This window comes from Lysinibacillus sphaericus (assembly GCF_002982115.1).
GTDB lineage: Bacteria > Bacillota > Bacilli > Bacillales_A > Planococcaceae > Lysinibacillus > Lysinibacillus sphaericus.
Genome location: NZ_CP019980.1, coordinates 4,442,787 through 4,466,141 on the forward strand (window position 1 = coordinate 4,442,787; position 23,355 = coordinate 4,466,141).

The following is a 23,355-nucleotide window of genomic DNA, read 5'->3' on the forward strand; positions in this document are numbered from 1 at the left end:
TTTGCTGATTTCCATGGTTTTATCCGCGATTTAACTCACTTCAGCAGTGATTTCCCTTTGTTTTTTGGCAATGCTAAAAAAATTGAGCAAACTTCTTCACATTTTTCAGTTCTAGCTATAGAATAGTAGTATCATTATTTTCCTATAGGAAACTTTATTTCACTTACGATACTTTTTGAAACGAGGGAACAACATGGCCTATAAACCGATTAATAAGTCGGCAGCCGAAGCTGTTTTAGATGGCGACATAAAAGGCTGGCAACGGATTTTACCCTTTCTAGGTCCGGCATTTATTGCAGCGGTTGCCTATATAGATCCCGGCAACTTTGCCACAAATATTACGGCTGGCTCACAGTACGGTTATTTACTTCTTTGGGTTATTGCCTTTTCCAACTTAATGGCTGTACTAATTCAATCTTTATCAGCAAAACTTGGCATTGCAACAGGAAAAAATTTGCCGGAAATAGCAAGAGAGAACTTTTCTAAAAAAACTTCTATATTTTTATGGATACAGGCTGAACTTGTAATTATCGCAACTGATCTTGCAGAGTTTATCGGTGCTGCCCTCGGTCTATATTTATTATTTAACATCCCAATGCTACCAGCAGCACTAATTACGGCAGTCGGCTCATTCGCCATTTTAGAGCTACAACGCAGAGGTTTTAGAGCCTTCGAAGCTGGTATTTCTGGTATGGTGCTAATTGTAGTGCTCGCATTTGCGTTCCAGACATTTTTAGCCCAACCAAATTGGGGTGAAGTGACACTCGGAATGCTGACACCACATTTCGATGGAGTCGATTCCCTATTACTTGCAACAGGTATTTTAGGTGCTACTGTTATGCCGCATGCAATCTATTTACATTCTTCTTTAACACAAAATCGCGTTATTGGTCGTAATGATAATGAAAAACGACGTATTTTCCGTTTCGAGTTTATTGATATTGTAATTGCAATGATTATTGCCGGCGCGATTAATATGAGCATGCTGATTATTGCAGCAGCGGTGTTCCATACGCAAGGATTAGTAGTTGAGGATTTAGACATTGCCTATAACGGCTTACGAGATGCACTTGGCCCTATGGCAGCCGTTTCTTTCGGCCTTGGTCTTCTTATTGCAGGACTTGCAAGTTCTTCAGTCGGTACACTAGCAGGAGATGTTGTCATGCAAGGCTTTATCCAACGTAGAATTCCTCTCTATTTGCGCAGAGCCATTACAATGATTCCACCATTGGTCATTATTGCATCTGGCGTCAATGCAACCTATGCGCTTGTATTAAGCCAAGTCATCCTGTCATTCGGTATTGCCTTTGCGCTTATCCCGCTTGTGATGTTCACAAGTAAAAAGGACATTATGGGTAGCCTCGTCAATCACCGTATCACAACAACTCTTGGTTGGTGTGTCGTTGTCATCGTCGTAGCGTTAAATATTTACCTATTATGGGAAACGCTATTTGCTTAATAAAATAAAGATGAAATAATAGAAAAAGTGTTAAAGCGACTGCGTCACTTTAACACTTTTTGCTATGACAATTATCTGTTACTGCGGGGTTTATTGGCTGACAGATGTGTACAACAAAAATAAAAACTGCCCTAACATTTAGGACAGTTCTCATTATTATTTTTCCACTTTTAAATCGCATTTTTGTAGTGGAATCATTTTTGTTTTATGTTTTATTTTATAGCCTAGCCACAGTATAACAAAGAGTGGGATACCAATATATGAAACAAGCACGCCATACCAGTCAATTGAATCACCCGTGAATGCTGTATAGTTTTGACCAATGACAACAATCATACATACGGTGAAAGCAAAGAGCGGACCGAATGGATATAGCTTTGCCTTGTATGGTAGTAATTTCGGATCCAGCCCTTGTGCTTCAAACGCTCGACGGAAGCGATAATGGCTAAAGGCAATACCAAGCCATGCAATGAAGCCTGACATCCCAGAAGCGTTTAGAAGCCACATATAGACAACGCCATCACCAAAAAATGATGCTAAAAATGCTAGACAGCCTACTGCCAATGTAAGCAGTAATGCATAAATTGGAATGCCACGACGGCTTAATTTTGTGAAAATTTTAGGTGCATGTCCATCTACCGCTAATTGCCATAACATGCGGGATGATGCATATAAACCAGAGTTACCTGCAGACAACATTGCAGTTAAAATAATTGCATTCATTAATGAGGCAGCAAAAGCAATGCCTAAGCGATCGAATACTAATGTAAATGGAGATACCGCAATATCTTCAGATAATAAACGCGAATCCGTAAATGGAATCAACATCCCAATCGCCGCAATAGCTAAAATATAAAATAAAATAATACGCCAGAAGACAGATTTTACAGCCTTTGGAATATTCTTTCCAGGGTCATCCGTTTCTCCAGCAGTGATACCTAATAATTCTGTTCCTTGGAACGAGAAACCAGCTGCTAAAAATATACCGAATGTTGCAAGGAAGCCACCATGGAATGGACCATCACTTATAAAGAAATTCGTGAAACCAACCGGTGCTTGCCCTCCTAAAATACCAAAAATCATCAATAGGCTGACGATAATAAAAACAACAACAGTCGCCACTTTTATCATGGCAAACCAATATTCACTTTCACCATAGCTTCTAACAGATAGTAAATTGAATGTTAGTACAATCACAATAAATACTACTGTCCATAGTGCAGAGGAACTGTCAGGAAACCAATACTTCATAATAAGCGAAACAGCTGCAATTTCTGCTGCAATTGTGATCGCCCAGTTATACCAGTAGTTCCAACCAAGGGCAAAGCCAAGTGCAGGATCTACGAATTTTGTTGCATACGTACTAAATGAACCCGATGACGGCATATAGGCTGCCATTTCGCCCAGGCTAGTCATTAAAAAGTACACCATTATACCGATTAATGCGTAAGCAAGTAGTGCACCACCTGGTCCAGCCTGTGCAATAGCGCCACCGCTTGCTAAAAATAGCCCAGTCCCAATTGTACCGCCTAATGAAATCATCGTAATATGACGGCTTTTTAATTCTTTTTTCAGCTTCGGTGCTTTATGGCCGAGCTGATTAACTTTTATCTCACTCACGTTAAAGCTTCCTTCCTTTTATAAGAGGCAAAAAAATGCCATCACATGAACGTTGTGATGGCTAAGTAAATCCTCTGTTTCTTCAAAATGATAGCGCAACACGTTGTCCAACGTGACAGTTCTGTTCCTTTCGGAGACAGCCCCAGCATGAGGTTTTCAAGTCCCCTCACACTTCGGCGATATTTCCTTTCAGCTAACATCTTTAATGCTTGTCATTTCCATTAGCGTACTCATAAATACCGCGACCTCTACCTCAATACAAACATGAGGCATATAATTATTAAATTTATGATGTCTCTTAGTTTAACATACGACCTTAGACATTTCAATAAAACCATTAATGTTCCGTATTTTATGAATTTTCTACTATTTTTAATAGTGTGATAAAGTGTTATAGTGGTTCGAATTATAATTGTTCTATCAGGGAGGTACAAGTTTTGACAACGAACGAACAATCTACTTATCCTAGCAAAAAGATTAACTGGAAGGGAACAACCCTACTGTTGGTCATCGGTGTAATTTTTCTAGCATCTACATTACGTATGCCCTTAACAGTTGTAGGTCCAATTATATCCTTTATACGTGAAGATCTTGGTATATCCAATGTACTTGCAGGCTTCCTTACAACGATACCATTACTTGCATTCGCAATAGTATCCCCTTTTGCACCAGTAGTTGCAAGAAAACTCGGACTTGAACTAACACTATTTTTATCAACAATTTTATTAGCAGTAGGAATTGTCCTGCGTTCACTTGGGACAACGGGATTACTCGTACTTGGTACAATGATTATTGGTGTCGCCATTTCATTCGGTAACGTCCTTATTCCAGGTCTACTAAAATTAAAATTTCCATATCATGTTGGCTTACTAATGGCGTTTTTTACAATGTCTATGAATTTAACAGCGGGAATCGGTGCTGGTATTAGCTATCCTATAGCGAATGCAGTACTGGGCTGGCAAGGTGCACTTGCTATTGCTCTAGCGCTAGTCATATTAACAATTGTGATTTGGTTACCCCAATTAAAGTTTAATAAACCTGAGCCAACTGTAGTCTCTACAAAAGCGCGTATACCATTGTGGAAATCACCAGTTACTTGGGCAGTTACTGGGGCAATGGGGCTACAATCGTTATTATTTTATACTACCGCAGCTTGGATTCCTGAAATTTATATTGCACAAGGCGTAGCCGCTGATCGTGCGGGTTGGATGTTTTCCATCATGCAAATTTCACAAGTGCCTATGGCATTAGTTGTGCCTATCATTGCTAGCAAAATGACATCTCAGCGACCACTCGTTTTAATGTTTACAGCATTTTATGTCATCGGTTTTACAGGCGTTGTGATGGAATGGACTAGTCTTGCTGTGTTATGGATGATATTGCTTGGTTTAGCAGGTGGGGCTTCATTTGCACTTGCCATGATGTTCTTTACCTTACGTACACGTACGGCTTTTGAGGCGGCAGATTTATCTGGCTTTGCACAATCATTAGGTTATTTATTAGCCGCAGTTGGTCCAATTTTATTTGGCTATTTGCATGATTTATTTGGCGGCTGGGATATCGTTGGGTGGCTATTTGTTGCCGTTACAGCTCTACTCTTCTTCTGTTCATTTAGAGCTTCTAAAAATGAATATATCAATTAATAAGAGGCAGTTCATTTTCTACAATGAGCTGCCTCTTCATCATTAGTATGGGGGTTTTTGGTAAAAATAATTAGGTGTATGATAGACATTTACATACGGCTTATGGAAAATATGTGTCGTTGCAGGCGACAATGGTGGAATCAACCAAGTCCAGTTGCCTGTTAAATCGCGCCCTGCCTTGTGCTCTGCTTCTTCAAATAGCTTAAATTGCTGTGCTGCGGTATGATGATCAACAATACTTACGCCATCTTCTTTAAAGGAATGAAGAACAGCAATATTTAATTCTACTAGCGCACGATCACGCCAAAGAGATGCTTGCTTTGTTGTATCAAGATTAAAAATTTCTGCTATCTTCGGTAACATATCATAACGGTCATAATCAGCTAAATTCCGCGCTCCAATTTCTGTCCCCATATACCAGCCATTAAAGGGGGCTGCCTGAAAGTCAATACCCGCCATTTGAAAGCGCATGCTCGATATAATTGGCACCGCATACCACTTCATTCCTAGTTCTTCTACCTTAGGATGTTCAGGGTGACGAATCGTAACTTCTAATACATCACCACTTGGAATTGGAAACCATTGCGGTTTACGGCCATCTACTTGAATCACGAGTGGTAGCACATCAAATGCTGTTCTTGCTCCCTGCCAGCCAAGTGACTCGCACACTTTTGTAAATGGCACCGAATGGGAATCACCAATAATCCCTGCTTCTGTTTCATAACCTGCATAACGTATAAGCTGGTGATTCCATATTTTTACTCTATCAGAGGCAAATACCGTTATAGTCGGACGAATCTTACCTCCATTTGTTGCATATCGAATATGGTGAAGTAATTTCTCAAAAATAGCATGCTCATCTAAAACCTCACGTGCATCCTCAACATGAAGTGATTGCCAAAATAATCTCCCAATACATTTATTACTATTACGCCATGCTACTCTTGCGCCAAAAGTAAGCTCTTCCGTTGTAGGAATATATGCTCCCTCTGTGGCAACTTGCTGTAATCTATTTGTAAGCCATTGTTCCGACTCATTTTGTTCCAATTGATAAAGTGCTAAAAAACGTTGTATCTCTTGTAAATTCATATCGTTTTCCTCCATCTATCCCCATATTAGATGAACAGCATACAATTCACCACGAAAAAATCCGTAAGAAAACATACATCTTTTATATATGAAATACTTTGTTCAAATTTAAAACGGCAAATTAAAAGTTAGATGATTTACACAATACTTAATGCCTTAATGACAATAATTAAATGCTTAAAAAACAAAAAAAGCATGTAGCAAAATTTGCTACATGCTTGATGACCCCTACGGGATTCGAACCCGTGTTACCGCCGTGAAAGGGCGGTGTCTTAACCGCTTGACCAAGGGGCCGTGGCTCCGAAGGCAGGACTCGAACCTGCGACAACCTGATTAACAGTCAGGTGCTACTACCAACTGAGCTACTTCGGAATAATTTTAAAATGGGCCTAAATGGACTCGAACCATCGACCTCACGCTTATCAGGCGTGCGCTCTAACCAGCTGAGCTATAGGCCCCTCTTGGAGCGGGTGATGAGAATCGAACTCACGACATCAGCTTGGAAGGCTGAGGTTTTACCATTAAACTACACCCGCAAAAATGATGGGTCAGGACGGAATCGAACCGCCGACACTTAGAGCTTCAATCTAATGCTCTACCAACTGAGCTACTGACCCGGAAAATGGAGGAGGTAGAGGGATTCGAACCCCCGCGCGGTGTTACCCGCCTGTCGGTTTTCAAGACCGATCCCTTCAGCCAGACTTGGGTATACCTCCGGAATGAAACAATTATGGTGGAGCCTAGCGGGATCGAACCGCTGACCTCCTGCGTGCAAGGCAGGCGCTCTCCCAGCTGAGCTAAGGCCCCATTTGTTAAAAAGATGGTCGGAATGACAGGATTCGAACCTACGACCCCTTGGTCCCAAACCAAGTGCTCTACCAAGCTGAGCTACATTCCGTTCATTTATTGGCGCGCCCGGCAGGAGTCGAACCCACAACCTTCTGATCCGTAGTCAGACGCTCTATCCAATTGAGCTACGGGCGCTAAATATTAAAAATGGTGCCGAGGGCCGGAATCGAACCGGCACGGTAGTCACCTACCGCAGGATTTTAAGTCCTGTGCGTCTGCCAGTTCCGCCACCCCGGCACATTTGGAGCGGAAGACGAGGTTCGAACTCGCGACCCCCACCTTGGCAAGGTGGTGTTCTACCACTGAACTACTTCCGCATGTGCATAAGATTATTTATCCTGGCAATTATAAATTTGAAATATAGATGATGCGGGTGAAGGGAGTCGAACCCCCACGCCTTGCGGCGCTAGATCCTAAGTCTAGTGCGTCTGCCAATTCCGCCACACCCGCAAATATGATGAGCCATGAAGGACTCGAACCTTCGACCCTCTGATTAAAAGTCAGATGCTCTACCAACTGAGCTAATGGCTCATATTAAGAAATAAATGGCTGGGGTACTAGGATTCGAACCTAGGCATGACGGAATCAAAATCCGTTGCCTTACCGCTTGGCTATACCCCAATATTTTATTATGGGGCGACTGATGGGAATCGAACCCACGAATGTCGGAACCACAATCCGATGCGTTAACCACTTCGCCACAACCGCCATATGTAATATAACAGTAGTCTAACCTAAAAAATTTGGCAGGGGCAGTAGGAATCGAACCCACACCAAAGGTTTTGGAGACCTCTATTCTACCGTTGAACTATGCCCCTATTGAATAAAGAGCTGGTGGAGGGGGACGGATTCGAACCGCCGAACCCTAAGGAGCGGATTTACAGTCCGCCGCGTTTAGCCACTTCGCTACCCCTCCAAGGGATGGTGCCGGCGATAGGAGTCGAACCCACGACCTACTGATTACAAGTCAGTTGCTCTACCAACTGAGCTACACCGGCACAAATAAGGACGGTCCCGACCGGGATCGAACCGGCGATCTCCTGCGTGACAGGCAGGCATGTTAACCGCTACACCACGGGACCTTAATTTTATTTGGTTGCGGAGACAGGATTTGAACCTGTGACCTTCGGGTTATGAGCCCGACGAGCTACCACTGCTCCACCCCGCGATAATAGTACTTTCATAATAAATAAATGGTGGAGGATGACGGGCTCGAACCGCCGACCCTCTGCTTGTAAGGCAGATGCTCTCCCAGCTGAGCTAATCCTCCACATAAAAAATAAGCGAAGCGACGTCCTACTCTCACAGGGGGAAGCCCCCAACTACCATCGGCGCTAAAGAGCTTAACTTCCGTGTTCGGTATGGGAACGGGTGTGACCTCTTTGCCATCATCACTTCACTTATTCAGTTGAAAGAACTCGTTCTCTCAAAACTGGATAAACGTTCATTGAATGTTTCAAACTTTTTGGTTAAGTCCTCGATCGATTAGTATTCGTCAGCTCCATGTGTCACCACACTTCCACCTCGAACCTATCTACCTCATCGTCTTTGAGGGATCTTACTTACTTGCGTAATGGGAAATCTCATCTTGAGGGGGGCTTCATGCTTAGATGCTTTCAGCACTTATCCCGTCCACACATAGCTACCCAGCGATGCCTTTGGCAAGACAACTGGTACACCAGCGGTGTGTCCATCCCGGTCCTCTCGTACTAAGGACAGCTCCTCTCAAATTTCCTACGCCCACGACGGATAGGGACCGAACTGTCTCACGACGTTCTGAACCCAGCTCGCGTACCGCTTTAATGGGCGAACAGCCCAACCCTTGGGACCGACTACAGCCCCAGGATGCGATGAGCCGACATCGAGGTGCCAAACCTCCCCGTCGATGTGGACTCTTGGGGGAGATAAGCCTGTTATCCCCGGGGTAGCTTTTATCCGTTGAGCGATGGCCCTTCCATGCGGAACCACCGGATCACTAAGCCCGTCTTTCGACCCTGCTCGACTTGTAGGTCTCGCAGTCAAGCTCCCTTGTGCCTTTACACTCTACGAATGATTTCCAACCATTCTGAGGGAACCTTTGGGCGCCTCCGTTACCTTTTAGGAGGCGACCGCCCCAGTCAAACTGTCCGCCTGACACTGTCTCCTGCCCCGCTAAGGGGCATGGGTTAGAATTTCAATACAACCAGGGTAGTATCCCACCGACGCCTCCTTCGAAGCTGGCGCTCCGAGATCTCTGGCTCCTACCTATCCTGTACAAGTTGTACCAAAATTCAATATCAGGCTACAGTAAAGCTCCACGGGGTCTTTCCGTCCTGTCGCGGGTAACCTGCATCTTCACAGGTACTATAATTTCACCGAGTCTCTCGTTGAGACAGTGCCCAGATCGTTACGCCTTTCGTGCGGGTCGGAACTTACCCGACAAGGAATTTCGCTACCTTAGGACCGTTATAGTTACGGCCGCCGTTTACTGGGGCTTCAATTCGCAGCTTCGCTTGCGCTAACCACTCCTCTTAACCTTCCAGCACCGGGCAGGCGTCAGCCCCTATACGTCACCTTACGGTTTTGCAGAGACCTGTGTTTTTGCTAAACAGTCGCCTGGGCCTATTCACTGCGGCTCTCATGCGCTTGCACGCTCAAGAGCACCCCTTCTCCCGAAGTTACGGGGTCATTTTGCCGAGTTCCTTAACGAGAGTTCTCTCGCACACCTTAGGATTCTCTCCTCGACTACCTGTGTCGGTTTGCGGTACGGGCACCTCTCACCTCGATAGAGGCTTTTCTTGGCAGTGTGAAATCAGGAACTTCGTCCATACGGACTCGCCATCACAGCTCAACGTTACAGTGTGCGGATTTGCCTACACACACGCCTTACTGCTTGGACGCGCACAACCAACGGCGCGCTTACCCTATCCTACTGCGTCCCCCCATTTCTCAAACGGTGAGGAGGTGGTACAGGAATATCAACCTGTTGTCCATCGCCTACGCCTATCGGCCTCGGCTTAGGTCCCGACTAACCCTGAGCGGACGAGCCTTCCTCAGGAAACCTTAGTCATACGGTGGACGGGATTCTCACCCGTCTTTCGCTACTCATACCGGCATTCTCACTTCTAAGCGCTCCACCAGTCCTTCCGGTCTGACTTCAACGCACTTAGAACGCTCTCCTACCACTGACATCGTAGATGTCAATCCACAGCTTCGGTGAATCGTTTAGCCCCGATACATTTTCGGCGCAGCGTCACTCGACCAGTGAGCTATTACGCACTCTTTAAATGATGGCTGCTTCTAAGCCAACATCCTGGTTGTCTGTGCAACGCCACATCCTTTTCCACTTAACGATTACTTTGGGACCTTAGCTGGTGGTCTGGGCTGTTTCCCTTTTGACTACGGATCTTATCACTCGCAGTCTGACTCCCGTGTATAAATATCTGGCATTCGGAGTTTGTCTGAATTCGGTAAACCGGGATGGCCCCCTAGTCCAAACAGTGCTCTACCTCCAGTATTCTCATCACGAGGCTAGCCCTAAAGCTATTTCGGAGAGAACCAGCTATCTCCAAGTTCGATTGGAATTTCTCCGCTACCCACACCTCATCCCCGCACTTTTCAACGTGCGTGGGTTCGGGCCTCCAGTAAGTGTTACCTCACCTTCACCCTGGACATGGGTAGATCACCTGGTTTCGGGTCTACGACCACGTACTAATTCGCCCTATTCAGACTCGCTTTCGCTGCGGCTCCGCCTTCTAAAGCTTAACCTCGCACGTAATCGTAACTCGCCGGTTCATTCTACAAAAGGCACGCTATCACCCATTAACGGGCTCTAACTACTTGTAGGCACACGGTTTCAGGATCTCTTTCACTCCCCTTCCGGGGTGCTTTTCACCTTTCCCTCACGGTACTGGTTCACTATCGGTCACTAGGTAGTATTTAGCCTTGGGAGATGGTCCTCCCGGATTCCGACGGAATTTCACGTGTTCCGCCGTACTCAGGATCCACTCTGGAGGGAACGAACTTTCGACTACAGGGCTTTTACCTGCTCTGGCGGACCTTTCCAAGTCGCTTCATCTAACTCATTCCTTTGTAACTCCGTATAGAGTGTCCTACAACCCCAAGAGGCAAGCCTCTTGGTTTGGGCTCTTCCCGTTTCGCTCGCCGCTACTCAGGGAATCGATTTTTCTTTCTCTTCCTCCAGGTACTTAGATGTTTCAGTTCCCTGGGTCTGCCTTCAAGACGCTATGTATTCACGTCAAGATACTACGCGATTAAACGTAGTGGGTTCCCCCATTCGGAAATCTCCGGATCAAAGCTCACTTACAGCTCCCCGAAGCATATCGGTGTTAGTGCCGTCCTTCTTCGGCTCCTAGTGCCAAGGCATTCGCCGTGCGCCCTTAATAACTTAACCTAGTTATTAAGCCTATAAAAAACTTAAAAAAATAAATGTGTTTGTTACAATTTCAATGTCGTTTTATCCAGTTTTCAAAGAACAAGTTTTGAAGTATTCCATCGTAATGATGAACCTTCAAAACTGAACGCAAAACGTAATCTTACAAACCCAAGGTTTGTATTCCGAAAATATCCTTAGAAAGGAGGTGATCCAGCCGCACCTTCCGATACGGCTACCTTGTTACGACTTCACCCCAATCATCTATCCCACCTTCGGCGGCTGGCTCCAAAAGGTTACCTCACCGACTTCGGGTGTTACAAACTCTCGTGGTGTGACGGGCGGTGTGTACAAGGCCCGGGAACGTATTCACCGCGGCATGCTGATCCGCGATTACTAGCGATTCCGGCTTCATGTAGGCGAGTTGCAGCCTACAATCCGAACTGAGAACGACTTTATCGGATTAGCTCCCTCTCGCGAGTTGGCAACCGTTTGTATCGTCCATTGTAGCACGTGTGTAGCCCAGGTCATAAGGGGCATGATGATTTGACGTCATCCCCACCTTCCTCCGGTTTGTCACCGGCAGTCACCTTAGAGTGCCCAACTAAATGATGGCAACTAAGATCAAGGGTTGCGCTCGTTGCGGGACTTAACCCAACATCTCACGACACGAGCTGACGACAACCATGCACCACCTGTCACCGTTGTCCCCGAAGGGAAAACCATATCTCTACAGTGGTCAACGGGATGTCAAGACCTGGTAAGGTTCTTCGCGTTGCTTCGAATTAAACCACATGCTCCACCGCTTGTGCGGGCCCCCGTCAATTCCTTTGAGTTTCAGTCTTGCGACCGTACTCCCCAGGCGGAGTGCTTAATGCGTTAGCTGCAGCACTAAGGGGCGGAAACCCCCTAACACTTAGCACTCATCGTTTACGGCGTGGACTACCAGGGTATCTAATCCTGTTTGCTCCCCACGCTTTCGCGCCTCAGTGTCAGTTACAGACCAGATAGTCGCCTTCGCCACTGGTGTTCCTCCAAATCTCTACGCATTTCACCGCTACACTTGGAATTCCACTACCCTCTTCTGCACTCAAGTCTCCCAGTTTCCAATGACCCTCCACGGTTGAGCCGTGGGCTTTCACATCAGACTTAAGAAACCACCTGCGCGCGCTTTACGCCCAATAATTCCGGACAACGCTTGCCACCTACGTATTACCGCGGCTGCTGGCACGTAGTTAGCCGTGGCTTTCTAATAAGGTACCGTCAAGGTACAGCCAGTTACTACTGTACTTGTTCTTCCCTTACAACAGAGTTTTACGAACCGAAATCCTTCTTCACTCACGCGGCGTTGCTCCATCAGGCTTTCGCCCATTGTGGAAGATTCCCTACTGCTGCCTCCCGTAGGAGTCTGGGCCGTGTCTCAGTCCCAGTGTGGCCGATCACCCTCTCAGGTCGGCTACGCATCGTTGCCTTGGTGAGCCGTTACCTCACCAACTAGCTAATGCGCCGCGGGCCCATCCTATAGCGACAGCCGAAACCGTCTTTCAGTATTGTCCCATGAGGGACAAAAGATTATTCGGTATTAGCCCCGGTTTCCCGGAGTTATCCCAAACTATAGGGTAGGTTGCCCACGTGTTACTCACCCGTCCGCCGCTAACGTCAAAGGAGCAAGCTCCTTCTCTGTTCGCTCGACTTGCATGTATTAGGCACGCCGCCAGCGTTCGTCCTGAGCCAGGATCAAACTCTCCATAAAAGAAATTTGATTAGCTCAAATTGTTTTGCTGGCATCAATTTTGATGTCCAAAATTTTGTTTCGTTCACTAACAAAGTTAGTTAGTAAAAACTATATTGATTACGTTTTGCTTGTTCAGTTTTCAAGGTTCATTTTGTCACCGTTTGTTTTTAGCGACTTTTACATAATAACATTTTCTTTTTTGGTTGTCAACAAGTTTTTTATAACTTTTTATCTTCTTTCAGAAGCGACAACTTTTATATCATACTATTTACAAATATTCTTGTCAACACTTTTTTGTAATGTTTTTAAGAAGTTTGTGTTATTAATGTTACGTCGTCTTAGCGACAAGTAATAATTTATCACGATTCTATAACCTTTGCAAGTGTTTTTTCTATAAAAATATCAAATTATATTAAATACCTTTATATAATTATACTTTATAAATTAGAAAATCGAAAACCTTCCTATATATACGCCCAATTTTTTTATTGTCCTATTAATTCTACTTTCTTTCTAAAACGCGCATCTTTCTTTACTCGAATGCCTAGCTTTACATAAAGGATTATTCCTAAAATAAATAAGTTCTTTTATAAAACAAACCTCATCCCTCTTTCTCGTTTTCATTATAGAAATTTCTATTTGCTTTAAATCTAATGCCATTGCTTTTCGCTTTCCACTGTAGCTTAACTAACACTACAGTGGAAAACAGCAAGAAACTAAACAAAAATACAAATTCTAAAATGGAAAGAAAAATGGCACTGCAAGCATCATCACAATAAACATAATAACTTGTAAAGGTACGCCAATCTTTACAAAATCCATAAATTTATAGCCACCAGCAGTCATAACTAACGCATTAGTAGGTGAGGCAATTGGCGTGGCAAACGCCATACTTGCTGCTACCGCTACACCTATCATAAAGGTTGTAGGATTTGCATCCATTGCAATCGCTGCGTTCATAGCAATGGGTGCAAACAAAACAGCGGTTGCGGTATTACTAATAAATTGACCAAAAATAACTGTCAGTACATAAATACCTATCAATACCCCGTAAGGACCGTATTTACCAAGAACATCAATGATGCCGTTGGATAAAATAACCATTCCCCCTGTTTTCTCTAATGCTGTAGCCATCGGAAGCATTGCCGCAACGAGTACAATACTTTCAAAATTCATATTGTTATACGCATCTTCCATATTCCGCAAACAGCCAGTTATAATCATCAATACTGCCCCAACCATAACGGAAATAACAGCAGGGAATACTTCAAAAGCCATGAGCCCAATCATTAAAAGCATAATCGCACCAGCTATTCCTGCTTTACCAGTTGCCGCTGCAACACTCGCATGCTCTTTCGGTTGACCGACAACAACAACGTCCTGTGTCTCTCGAGCAAGCACTAATATTTCATCCCATGCGCCTTGTACTAAGATGGCATCTCCAAATTTCAACTTATGCGTCACCATATCTTGAAGCTTATAGCCACCTCTATGGTTAATGCCAATAATATTGAGATTATACTTTTCTCGGAATCCTAGTGAACTGACCGTCTCATTAATAAAACTTGAATTTGGCGTTAATAGCACTTCCGCAATACCAAGATGCTTTGTTACCAACTCATCCGCTTCATTCTCAGTCAATTCTTGCATCACTAAACCGTAATCTGCAGTTAAATTACCAATCGCCCCTTCCTCACCTTGTACATAGAGCTCATCTAAAGCATGGATTACACTCGTTGGGCCTGCCATTTCTTGATAGGTCATCGGGAGTAAATTGATTCCATCTTGTGATTTACGGTGAATTTTCATCATACAAAGTCCATATTTTGCGGGAAGCTTTAATTCTGCCAGTGATGTTCCTATAATTATAGAATCCTCAGGTACAAACACCTTAAATAATCGATTGTTTAAATCATATTGCTTCATAATTTTCTTTGGCGAGAGCTTATAGCCAGTAGATGTTTGCGTTCTTTTTTTATCATTTGGTAACAGAATATTACGCACAAGCACCAAATATAAAATACCGACAATCATCCCAACTAGGCCAATAGGCGTCACCTCAAAAAACCCAAGCTTCGGATAGCCTTGATCGACTAAAAGCTGGCTGACAATTAAATTGGGCGGGGAAGCAATTAATGTCATTAAGCCCGATAAACTAGCGACATAAGATAGTGGTAATAAAAACTTTGAAGGACTTTCCTTCATACTAATCGCGATGCTGACAACAATCGGCATCATCAAAGCAACTGTACCCGTATTACTCATAAAAGCACCTACAGAGCCTACAATAATGAGCAATAGGATAAATAACTTGAGCTCGCTATTACCTGACCATTTCAATAATAGTTGTCCAGCCATTGCTGCAAGACCCGTACGCAAAATACCAGCACCAACTACAAAAAGGCCAGCAATCATTAGCACAACCGAATTTGAAAAGCCTGCCAAAGCCTCTGCTGGCGTTAAAATATTAGCGATAACAAATGCGAGAAGAGAGACAATAGCAACAAAATCTGCACGCACTCGATTCGTCATAAATACAATAATCGTCATTCCTAAAATAAGAAATGTTAATGTTAGCTGCACGCAAAGCATTCCTTTCTAACTATAGTAACAACTACATTCTATACGAAAAAAAGCATAAATAACGGAATTCTCCCTATTTATGCTTTTTCTGTAATATTTAATTGGTAAATCTATGCACAACTGAGATTAATCGTTTACCAAAACTCTTTATTTATTACAAAAGAATACCATGACGCACTACAACTTGCCCTTTTTTAATTACCGTATCGGTATGATTCATGCCGTAAAAGTATTGTAGCTGTTTGTAATTGGCAACATCCAATATAATAACATCCGCTTGTTTACCCGCTTCTAGCGTACCAATCTGGTGGCCTCTGTTCAATGCATGCGCAGCATTAATGGTCGTAGCAGTGATTACTTCCTCTAATGTCAACCCCATATGCATACAAGCTAAATTCATTATAAATGGCAAACTCATTGTCGGCGAAGAGCCCGGGTTAAAGTCTGTTGAGATGGCTACTGGCACTCCTTCATCAATCATTAACCTGCCTCTAGCAAACGGTGCGCGTAAGAAGAAGGCAGTGCCAGGTAGCAAGACGGCAATCGTTCCTGCTTCAGCCATATTTTGAATACCTTCATCCGAAGCAACTAACAAATGCTCTGCCGAGATAGCTCCCACATCAGCGGCTAATTCCGCACCGTTATACGGCTCTATTTCATCAGCATGAATTTTCGGTGTTAGTCCAAGCGCTTTACCCGCCTCTAAAATGCGTCTAGATTGCGCTGGTGTAAATACGCCTTTTTCACAAAACACATCATTGAATTCTGCAAGCTCTAATGCCGACACTTTTGGCAGCATATCATTAATAATAACGTCGACAAATTCATCTTCTCGTCCTTTAAAATCGCGTGGTACCGCATGTGCGCCCATAAAGGTACTGATGACATCTACCACATGTGTGTCCTGTAGCTTTTTAGCTACTTCCAGTTGTTTCTTTTCCGTTTCCCAATCCAGACCGTAACCTGACTTCGCTTCCACAGTAGTCACACCATGCTTTAAAAAAACATCTAAATGGTGCATCGTTTTTTCATATAACGCTTCAAAACTTGTTTCTCGTGTGCGCTTTGTTGTAGCATGAATGCCTCCACCTGCATTCATAATGTCCATATAAGTGGAACCGTTAAGTCGCATATTAAATTCCTGCTCACGTGTACCGCCATGCACTAAATGTGTATGGCAATCCACAAGACCTGGCATGACAATCTTTCCAGATGCATCTATAACCTCTGCTTCCTCCACTAAATGAGGGAAATCTATAACTAACTGCTCGTAAGCCCCGACAGCGACAACCTGACTTCCTGCTACGAGCACACTTCCCTTTTCTACAACGGCAATCTCTCGCATTTGTTCTTTTATTCGAGGCCCTTGTAAAGCGCTTTTCAAAGTAATGACTTCATTTGCATTTTTAATTAAAAGGGTCATTTCACATCATCCTTTAACATTGGCATATGGACACCTTTATTCTTTGCTGTATTGATAGCAATGTCATAACCTGCATCTGCATGCCGAACAATTCCCATTCCAGGGTCTGAAATCAACACGCGCGCTATTTTCTCAGCCGCTAATCTTGATCCATCAGCAACTAACACTTGACCTGCGTGCTGTGAATAGCCCATTCCTACACCGCCACCATGGTGAACACTTACCCAGCTAGCTCCACTCGCTGTGTTAACAAGTGCGTTTAAAATCGGCCAATCGGATACTGCATCTGACCCATCCAACATTCCTTCTGTTTCACGGTTGGGAGAAGCCACCGAGCCAGAGTCTAAATGATCCCGTCCGAAAACAATTGGTGCAGACAATTCGCCATTTGCCACCATTTCATTTACCTTCAATGCAAAGCGATGGCGATCACCATACCCTAACCAGCAAATACGTGCAGGTAGTCCCTGCCATTTCACCATTTTTTGCGCCATATCAATCCAATTGACAAGACCTTCATCTTCAGCAAACATTTCTTTCGCTAAAGCATCTGTTTTATAAATATCTTCCGGATTACCAGAAAGTGCTGCCCAACGGAACGGCCCCTTACCTTCACAGAACAATGGACGAATATACGCTGGTACAAAGCCTGGGAAGTCAAAAGCATTTGTCACACCCATCTCTTTTGCGTAAGCACGAATATTATTACCGTAATCAAATACTTCAGCACCCGCCTGTTGAAATTCAAGCATTGTACGAACATGCTCTGCCATCGTTTCTTTCGCCTTTTGCTCATACGTTTTGACATCATTTCTCCGTAACGCTAACGCTTCTTCAAACGTCATACCATTCGGTACATAGCCATTGATAGGGTCATGCGCAGATGTTTGGTCTGTCACAAAATCTGGAATGATACCTCGGTTTAGCAATTCACGGTTAACATCTGCACAGTTGCCAACTAGCCCAATTGACGCTGGCTCCCGTTGAGCACGGAGTTGATTGACTAATGCCACCGCTTCATCTACTGTCTCAACAAGATAATCACAGTAGCCTTCTTTTATTTTTCGTTCAATACGAGCACGTTCCACTTCCACTACTAAAATGACTGCCCCTGCCATTTTCCCAGCTAAAGGCTGTGCACCACTCATACCACCCATACCACCAGTAAGAATGAATTTCCCGCGTAAGTCCGCACTACCAAACACTTTCTTTCCAGCCTCTACAAACGATAAATATGTGCCTTGTAAAATACCTTGAGCACCAATATATATCCAACTACCAGCAGTCATTTGACCGTACATCATTAAATCACGGTCCTCTAGCTCATAGAAATGCTCCCAATTGGACCATGCAGGCACTAAGTTTGAATTGGCGATTAAAACGCGTGGTGCATGTTCATGCGTACGGAAGACAGCTACTGGCTTACCCGATTGAATAAGCAATGTTTCATCATTCTCTAATTCTTTTAAAGAAGCAATGATTTGTTCATAGCTTTGCCAATTTCGCGCCGCTTTTCCTATTCCTCCATACACAATAAGCTCATCAGGATTTTCTGCAACTTCAGGATCTAGATTATTCATCAGCATGCGCATCGCCGCTTCCTGTGTCCAACCTTTACATGTTATTTCATTCCCTCTTGGTGCACGAATATTAGTTTTATATACCATTAAAAACACGCTCCTTTAAAATAGTAAAAATGCTATTGGTGTTACAATAATTAAAGATAAGACGACACGCTCAAACCAAATCAGCAAGATTTCACGCAATGTCAATGGAATTTCTGATGATAAGATCAGTGGAATTACAGCAGAAAAGAATAATATTGAAGAAATAGATACGACAGACACAATAAATTTCGTTATCAATGTTGCTTGTGTGACAACAAGTGCTGGTAAAAACACTTCCGCCAACGATAAAGACAATGCTTTTGCTGTTAAAAATGGTTCTGGAACTTGTAATACATATGTAAAAGGAACAAAAATATACGCAAGCCAATCAAAAACAGGCGTATATGTTGCGAGTACAAGCCCTAGAAGACCAATTGATAAAATAGAAGGCATAACAGCCATTGCCATCACAAGGCCATCCTTTAAATTCATCCATAAAATTTTTGCTAACGGCGGATTATGCTCAACCGCCACCATCGCTTGACGCCACGCTTCTTTAAAACGTTTTTGCATTACTATTTTTTCTGGCATCGGTGTCGAGCCTGCAAAGTATTCATCCTTCATTGAACGCAGTGGATACATACGTGCTGTTATTGCCGTAACTAGAAATGTCACAACGAGCGATACCCAAAAAAATGTATTCCAATGTGGCATAATATCGAGCGTGCTTGCAATGACAACCATAAATGTGGCAGATACAGTTGAAAAGCCTGTTGCAATAATTGCGGCCTCCTTCGCTGTATAACGACCTTCCATATAGACACGGTTCGTTAAAAGTAACCCGACTGAATAACTCCCAACAAATGAGGCTACTGCATCTACTGCCGAACGGCCCGGCGTCTTAAAAATAGGTTGCATAAAACGCTGTGTTAAAACACCAATAAATTCAAGTAACCCAAAGCTAACAAGAATAGCTAAAAATAAAGAGCCTATCGGAATAAGTACCCCTACTGGCTTAATTAGTTTCTCCATTAAGTAAGGGCCGATATTTTCATTGGCAAGCCATGCAGGAGCAACATTAAAAATTAGCAAAACCCCAGCTACCATTCCACCCACTTTAAAAATTGACAACAACATATCGATTGACGACTTTTTCCACCTATAAGAAATAAATGGATAGATTGCTCCTCCAACAAGCATCATAACCACATAAACAGTGACAAGCGAGGGTGCTTCTGTACGAATATAATTCACAATATGATCGATTAGAATTGTGTTTTTTCCATGCCATTCAAACGAAATGAAAAAGCTGAATATTCCGACTAAGCTACAGATAACCATTTTTATAATTGAGGAAACTCTAAATGACGAGTCGTGCCTCAACGCCTGTTGCTTATAATCCATCGCCGTCCTCCTTGCTTATTTATAGCAAATCAGTCACCCAATAGTGCCCACCAAATTCATTTAAGTAAAAGAACTTGGCGGGAACATAAAGGATGTTATGCAAGAAGCTTAAATGCTCTCATCTAATAGAACATCACTTGCTAATAAGTACTTCGCTAATGCTTCAATTTCGTCACCAATAGGTTGATCTGCCAATAAAGGCGGACAGAATTCACGCACTTTTTCTAAATACTTTCTTGTTGTTGGCGATAACTGCTCTTCCGCCTTATCTAGATGGATAGCTTGCGACGCACAAATCATTTCTATTGCAATAACCCGAGCTGCATTGTGGACAATTTGTCGCACTTGACGAGCGGATGTTGTCCCCATACTGACATGATCTTCTTGATTGCCTGATGTAGGTATCGAATCCACACTTGAAGGATGTGCCAGCACTTTGTTTTCTGACACAATCGAAGCAGCTGTATATTGTGCAATCATCAGTCCACATTCAATACCAGGATTTGTTGCTAAAAATGGTGGCAAACCATCATTAAGTTGCGGATTGACCATGCGCTCTGTACGTCTTTCGGAAATATTAGCCCATTCACTGACCCCAACCTTTAAAAAGTCCATAGCTAATGCTATAGGCTGACCGTGAAAATGACCTCCTGATAGAACTTCTCCATTTTCTAAAACGATAGGATTGTCTGTCGTAGCGTTCATCTCTATTTGCACACGCTGCTCCGCATAGAAAAATGATTGCCAAGATGCCCCGTGTACTTGGGGAATGCATCGCAGAGAATACGCATCCTGCATCCTTATTTCCCCCTGCTTGGTCACGCGTTTACTACCATCAAGCCATTTGCGAATACGCCCTCCTACCAACTCTAATTCTGGATGTGGTCTTACAGCTAATAGTGCCGGATCAAATGCAGACGTAATCCCTTTTAACGCCTCTAATGACAGACTCGCAGCCATATCCGCGGCAAGCCCAATACGCTCCGCCTCGTTTAATGTCAAAACGCCAATACCAGTCATTGCTTGCGTGCCATTTACTAGCGCCAATCCTTCCTTTGCCTGTAATCGCACAGGTGTTAAGCCTGCTTTCTGTAATGCGATGTCACCTGACACAAGCTCGCCCTTAAATTCAGCTTTCCCTTCACCTACAAGCACTAATGCTAAATGCGATAATGGTGCTAAATCTCCACTTGCTCCAACTGATCCTTGGGATGGCACGATTGGATGTACCCCTTTATTGATGCAGTCTAGCAATAATTGCAATGTTTCTTGTCGAATACCCGAAAACCCACGTGCTAATGCATTTGCGCGTAAAATCATCATCGCACGCACGACATCCGTTGGAAATGGTTCGCCAACACCTGTAGCATCTGAACGAAGTAAATTTAATTGCAGTAACTCAATATCTGATTCTTCAATTCGTATATTACTTAACTTGCCAAACCCAGTATTGACACCGTAAATTACTTGCCCCTCTGCTAAGCGTTTTTCAATTCTTTCTCTACTTGCTCGAACGCGTTCCGTACTGTCAGCAGATAATACGACCGAAGCTTGCCCCCTCACGATTTTCTCAATTTGTTGCCTTGTTAACGTATTGCCATCAAGTTCGATGATTGTTTGCATACGATATCCCCCTATCCTTAACAGCTTATGTAAATGTATTTGTATAAAAAAAGAATTTCTCTATATCCATTGTACAAACTACTTTTTTCAGAAAATATAGAATTTTAAAAGAGAAAACAGGAATTATTTCAGATTTTTATGTTATTTTTAATAATATAATCGTATTTTTTTACGAAACAGGATTTTTTTAAGAAAGGCTGATTTAAATGAAATTATTATTAATTGATCGAGATCTTACGGAACTTTCGGGCATTCGTTGGTTTTTGCATACATACTTTCCAGGAGATTTATCAATTGAGATGTGCACGACTATTTCCGAGGCCGCAAAAAGCATTCAACAATTTGTACCAGAAGTTATTTTGTTAAATATCGACATGCTACCGAATAATCGTTTAACGGCTCTTTACGGGCTTTTACAAAAACACTCAGGCAAAATCCTAGCCATCACCACAGAGCCGTTATTTAAAAACGCATTAAAAGCAATAGATTTACAGGTGGCGCATCTTTTTGTAAAACCAATTGATTTAGAAGTTTTAAAGCAAAAGCTTAGTGCTATTTCGCTTCATACACCTCAAATCCCAAAAGTTAGTGCTGATGCTAAAGGTGAATCTTTTTACTATCAATTATTTTTAGAGAACACAACTAACTCATTAACAACCGATATCCAGTTCACAATGATTGAACCTGAGCATCCAGAAACATTAAATAAATTGTTCATTTGGCTTCAACAAACACCGATTTATTATCAAATGAGCATTTATCCGTTATCAGGTGCAATCATCTGCCTCTTTCAAACAAGCGATTTAAAAATTATTGAAAAAGATATAAGAACCTTGCTAAAGGAATGGCAAATGACGAATAACGGCGCTCTGAATATCGGCGTTTATGATGGTGCGCCGACAACTTTAAAAGAAATGTATGCATTAACAAAGCGAGCCCTACTGCAAAGCTTTTATGAAGGCTACGGCCATATTTTTTATGCAACGAAACAATACCAAACACACCCTCTCGACCCTTTACTGACACCAGAGGAGCAACAACTACTTATTAAAAGTTTAGAGGAAGGTAATATTGAAGCAGTAAAAACGTTCTTATATCGCTTATCAAATGGAGGTATCTATTACGAGCAAGATGATTTGCGCATCCACCTTACCAGTGTACTGGCGCAAATCCGCCGATTTATGCTGAAATACAAACTGCATGAAAAAGCTGCTATCGAGCAAAATTATCGCCAACTTTTTCATTTGATTATTGAACACCCTATATTCTATACAATTCTCAATGGCATTATTTTATTCACACAGCGACTTATTGAATTGGCACGTGAAGCTCGAATGGAGAAAAAAGCGGACTATATAGAATTAGCTTTGGAAATAATCGATTATCAATATCATAATCATGAACTATCATTACCATTTATCGCGAATAAGTTAGGGATTAGCCCCAATTATTTAAGTACAATATTTTCACGAAAACAAGGCCAGCCATTCAAACGCTATTTACAGCAAGTTCGGATTCAAAATTCAACTAAAATGCTTATTGAAACCGATTTTGCCATTAGTGAAATTGCGCTGTTAAATGGCTTTGATGATCCGAATTATTTCAGCAAATTATTCAAACAGCTCATAGGGACTACACCTAACCGCTATCGAAAAGGATGGAAAAATCAAGGAGGCATTATCCAATCGTAATTTTCATTTAGACTACCTTATTTTCAATATCAATATTAAATAAGAAGGATTCCCAAATATACTTTGTCTTTAATCTTATATACTTGCAAATCACTTATTCCTTTAAAATAACCGTAAAAACTATAAAAACAGTGAAAATATTCTAAAAAAATATGTATATTGGTTGAAAGCTATGCATATATTTATAGTTTATACATTGCTATATAAATTCTTTAACAATAATTATTATAATGTACTAGCAATTCTATTTTATATTT

At 42.7% G+C, this 23,355-nt stretch carries 10 protein-coding genes, 21 tRNA genes, 3 rRNA genes and 1 riboswitch; of the genes, 3 read left to right on the plus strand and 31 right to left on the minus strand.

Annotated features, from left to right (window positions below):
- Nucleotides 1–193: 193 nt before the first annotated feature.
- Nucleotides 194–1,459 carry an Nramp family divalent metal transporter gene (locus LS41612_RS21710; RefSeq protein ID WP_024360832.1) on the plus strand — a complete coding sequence of 422 codons (1,266 nt, stop codon included), beginning with the start codon at nt 194–196 and terminating at the stop codon, nt 1,457–1,459.
- Between the two features lie 156 nt (nt 1,460–1,615).
- Here LS41612_RS21710 and LS41612_RS21715 read toward each other — a convergent pair whose 3' ends face one another.
- Complete coding sequence (locus tag LS41612_RS21715) at nt 1,616–3,079, minus strand: amino acid permease (RefSeq protein ID WP_024360831.1); 1,464 nt, start codon at nt 3,077–3,079, stop codon at nt 1,616–1,618.
- Nucleotides 3,080–3,162: 83 nt separating this feature from the next.
- Nucleotides 3,163–3,338, minus strand: a riboswitch (Lysine riboswitch).
- Nucleotides 3,339–3,516: 178 nt separating this feature from the next.
- Between LS41612_RS21715 and LS41612_RS21720 the strand changes: the two genes are divergently transcribed.
- Nucleotides 3,517–4,722, plus strand: coding sequence for a CynX/NimT family MFS transporter (locus LS41612_RS21720; protein WP_024360830.1), 1,206 nt, complete (start codon nt 3,517–3,519; stop codon nt 4,720–4,722).
- Nucleotides 4,723–4,764: 42 nt separating this feature from the next.
- Here the strand turns inward: LS41612_RS21720 and LS41612_RS21725 are convergent, their stop codons facing one another.
- From LS41612_RS21725 to hutH, 30 genes are all read right to left on the minus strand, one after another.
- Nucleotides 4,765–5,811 (minus strand): nitric oxide synthase oxygenase, encoded by a 1,047-nt coding sequence (locus LS41612_RS21725; RefSeq protein WP_024360829.1) that lies wholly within the window; start codon nt 5,809–5,811, stop codon nt 4,765–4,767.
- Between the two features lie 222 nt (nt 5,812–6,033).
- Nucleotides 6,034–6,105: transfer RNA gene (locus tag LS41612_RS21730), tRNA-Glu, on the minus strand.
- Between the two features lies 1 nt (nt 6,106).
- Nucleotides 6,107–6,183: transfer RNA gene (locus LS41612_RS21735), tRNA-Asn, on the minus strand.
- Between the two features lie 12 nt (nt 6,184–6,195).
- Nucleotides 6,196–6,269: transfer RNA gene (locus tag LS41612_RS21740), tRNA-Ile, on the minus strand.
- A 4-nt stretch (nt 6,270–6,273) separates the two neighbouring features.
- Nucleotides 6,274–6,347: transfer RNA gene (locus tag LS41612_RS21745), tRNA-Gly, on the minus strand.
- Nucleotides 6,348–6,355: 8 nt separating this feature from the next.
- Nucleotides 6,356–6,428 (minus strand) — tRNA-Phe (locus tag LS41612_RS21750).
- A gap of 6 nt (nt 6,429–6,434) precedes the next feature.
- Nucleotides 6,435–6,527, minus strand: a tRNA-Ser gene (locus tag LS41612_RS21755).
- Between the two features lie 15 nt (nt 6,528–6,542).
- Nucleotides 6,543–6,618 (minus strand) — tRNA-Ala (locus tag LS41612_RS21760).
- A gap of 14 nt (nt 6,619–6,632) precedes the next feature.
- Nucleotides 6,633–6,709 (minus strand) — tRNA-Pro (locus tag LS41612_RS21765).
- 9 nt (nt 6,710–6,718) lie between these two features.
- Nucleotides 6,719–6,795 (minus strand) — tRNA-Arg (locus LS41612_RS21770).
- Between the two features lie 13 nt (nt 6,796–6,808).
- Nucleotides 6,809–6,897: transfer RNA gene (locus LS41612_RS21775), tRNA-Leu, on the minus strand.
- 5 nt (nt 6,898–6,902) lie between these two features.
- Nucleotides 6,903–6,977 (minus strand) — tRNA-Gly (locus tag LS41612_RS21780).
- A gap of 51 nt (nt 6,978–7,028) precedes the next feature.
- Nucleotides 7,029–7,110: transfer RNA gene (locus LS41612_RS21785), tRNA-Leu, on the minus strand.
- An 8-nt stretch (nt 7,111–7,118) separates the two neighbouring features.
- Nucleotides 7,119–7,191: transfer RNA gene (locus LS41612_RS21790), tRNA-Lys, on the minus strand.
- Nucleotides 7,192–7,206: 15 nt separating this feature from the next.
- Nucleotides 7,207–7,281: transfer RNA gene (locus LS41612_RS21795), tRNA-Gln, on the minus strand.
- A gap of 11 nt (nt 7,282–7,292) precedes the next feature.
- Nucleotides 7,293–7,368, minus strand: a tRNA-His gene (locus tag LS41612_RS21800).
- A gap of 36 nt (nt 7,369–7,404) precedes the next feature.
- Nucleotides 7,405–7,478: transfer RNA gene (locus LS41612_RS21805), tRNA-Trp, on the minus strand.
- A 14-nt stretch (nt 7,479–7,492) separates the two neighbouring features.
- Nucleotides 7,493–7,576, minus strand: a tRNA-Tyr gene (locus tag LS41612_RS21810).
- A 6-nt stretch (nt 7,577–7,582) separates the two neighbouring features.
- Nucleotides 7,583–7,658 (minus strand) — tRNA-Thr (locus tag LS41612_RS21815).
- 11 nt (nt 7,659–7,669) lie between these two features.
- Nucleotides 7,670–7,742, minus strand: a tRNA-Asp gene (locus tag LS41612_RS21820).
- Nucleotides 7,743–7,753: 11 nt separating this feature from the next.
- Nucleotides 7,754–7,828: transfer RNA gene (locus tag LS41612_RS21825), tRNA-Met, on the minus strand.
- Nucleotides 7,829–7,854: 26 nt separating this feature from the next.
- A tRNA-Val gene (locus LS41612_RS21830) sits at nt 7,855–7,930 on the minus strand.
- A 13-nt stretch (nt 7,931–7,943) separates the two neighbouring features.
- A 5S ribosomal RNA gene (gene rrf / locus LS41612_RS21835) occupies nt 7,944–8,059 on the minus strand.
- 66 nt (nt 8,060–8,125) lie between these two features.
- Nucleotides 8,126–11,053 (minus strand): 23S ribosomal RNA (locus LS41612_RS21840).
- Between the two features lie 180 nt (nt 11,054–11,233).
- Nucleotides 11,234–12,785, minus strand: a 16S ribosomal RNA gene (locus LS41612_RS21845).
- The 16S, 23S and 5S rRNA genes sit together here with 21 tRNA genes alongside, the layout of an rRNA operon.
- Before the next feature lie 717 nt (nt 12,786–13,502).
- On the minus strand, nt 13,503–15,359 hold the full coding sequence (locus LS41612_RS21850) for an SLC13 family permease (protein WP_029747042.1): 1,857 nt from the start codon (nt 15,357–15,359) through the stop codon (nt 13,503–13,505).
- Between the two features lie 145 nt (nt 15,360–15,504).
- Entirely contained in the window at nt 15,505–16,773 is a 1,269-nt protein-coding gene (gene hutI, locus LS41612_RS21855) for an imidazolonepropionase (RefSeq protein ID WP_024360741.1), read from the minus strand.
- On the minus strand, nt 16,770–18,440 hold the full coding sequence (hutU, locus tag LS41612_RS21860) for a urocanate hydratase (protein ID WP_024360742.1): 1,671 nt from the start codon (nt 18,438–18,440) through the stop codon (nt 16,770–16,772). Before hutU ends, hutI begins: the two co-directional genes overlap by 4 nt.
- A 15-nt stretch (nt 18,441–18,455) precedes the next feature.
- The gene (locus LS41612_RS21865; RefSeq protein WP_024360743.1) at nt 18,456–19,784 is read right to left on the minus strand and encodes a YjiH family protein; all 1,329 of its coding nucleotides are present in this window, start codon (nt 19,782–19,784) and stop codon (nt 18,456–18,458) included.
- 108 nt (nt 19,785–19,892) lie between these two features.
- Nucleotides 19,893–21,407: a histidine ammonia-lyase gene (gene hutH, locus LS41612_RS21870; protein ID WP_024360744.1), complete on the minus strand. Its 1,515-nt coding sequence runs from the start codon at nt 21,405–21,407 to the stop codon at nt 19,893–19,895.
- 206 nt (nt 21,408–21,613) lie between these two features.
- Here hutH and LS41612_RS21875 point away from each other — a divergent pair, with 206 nt between their 5' ends.
- On the plus strand, nt 21,614–23,098 hold the full coding sequence (locus LS41612_RS21875) for a helix-turn-helix domain-containing protein (protein WP_024360745.1): 1,485 nt from the start codon (nt 21,614–21,616) through the stop codon (nt 23,096–23,098).
- The last annotated feature ends 257 nt before the right edge of the window (nt 23,099–23,355 follow it).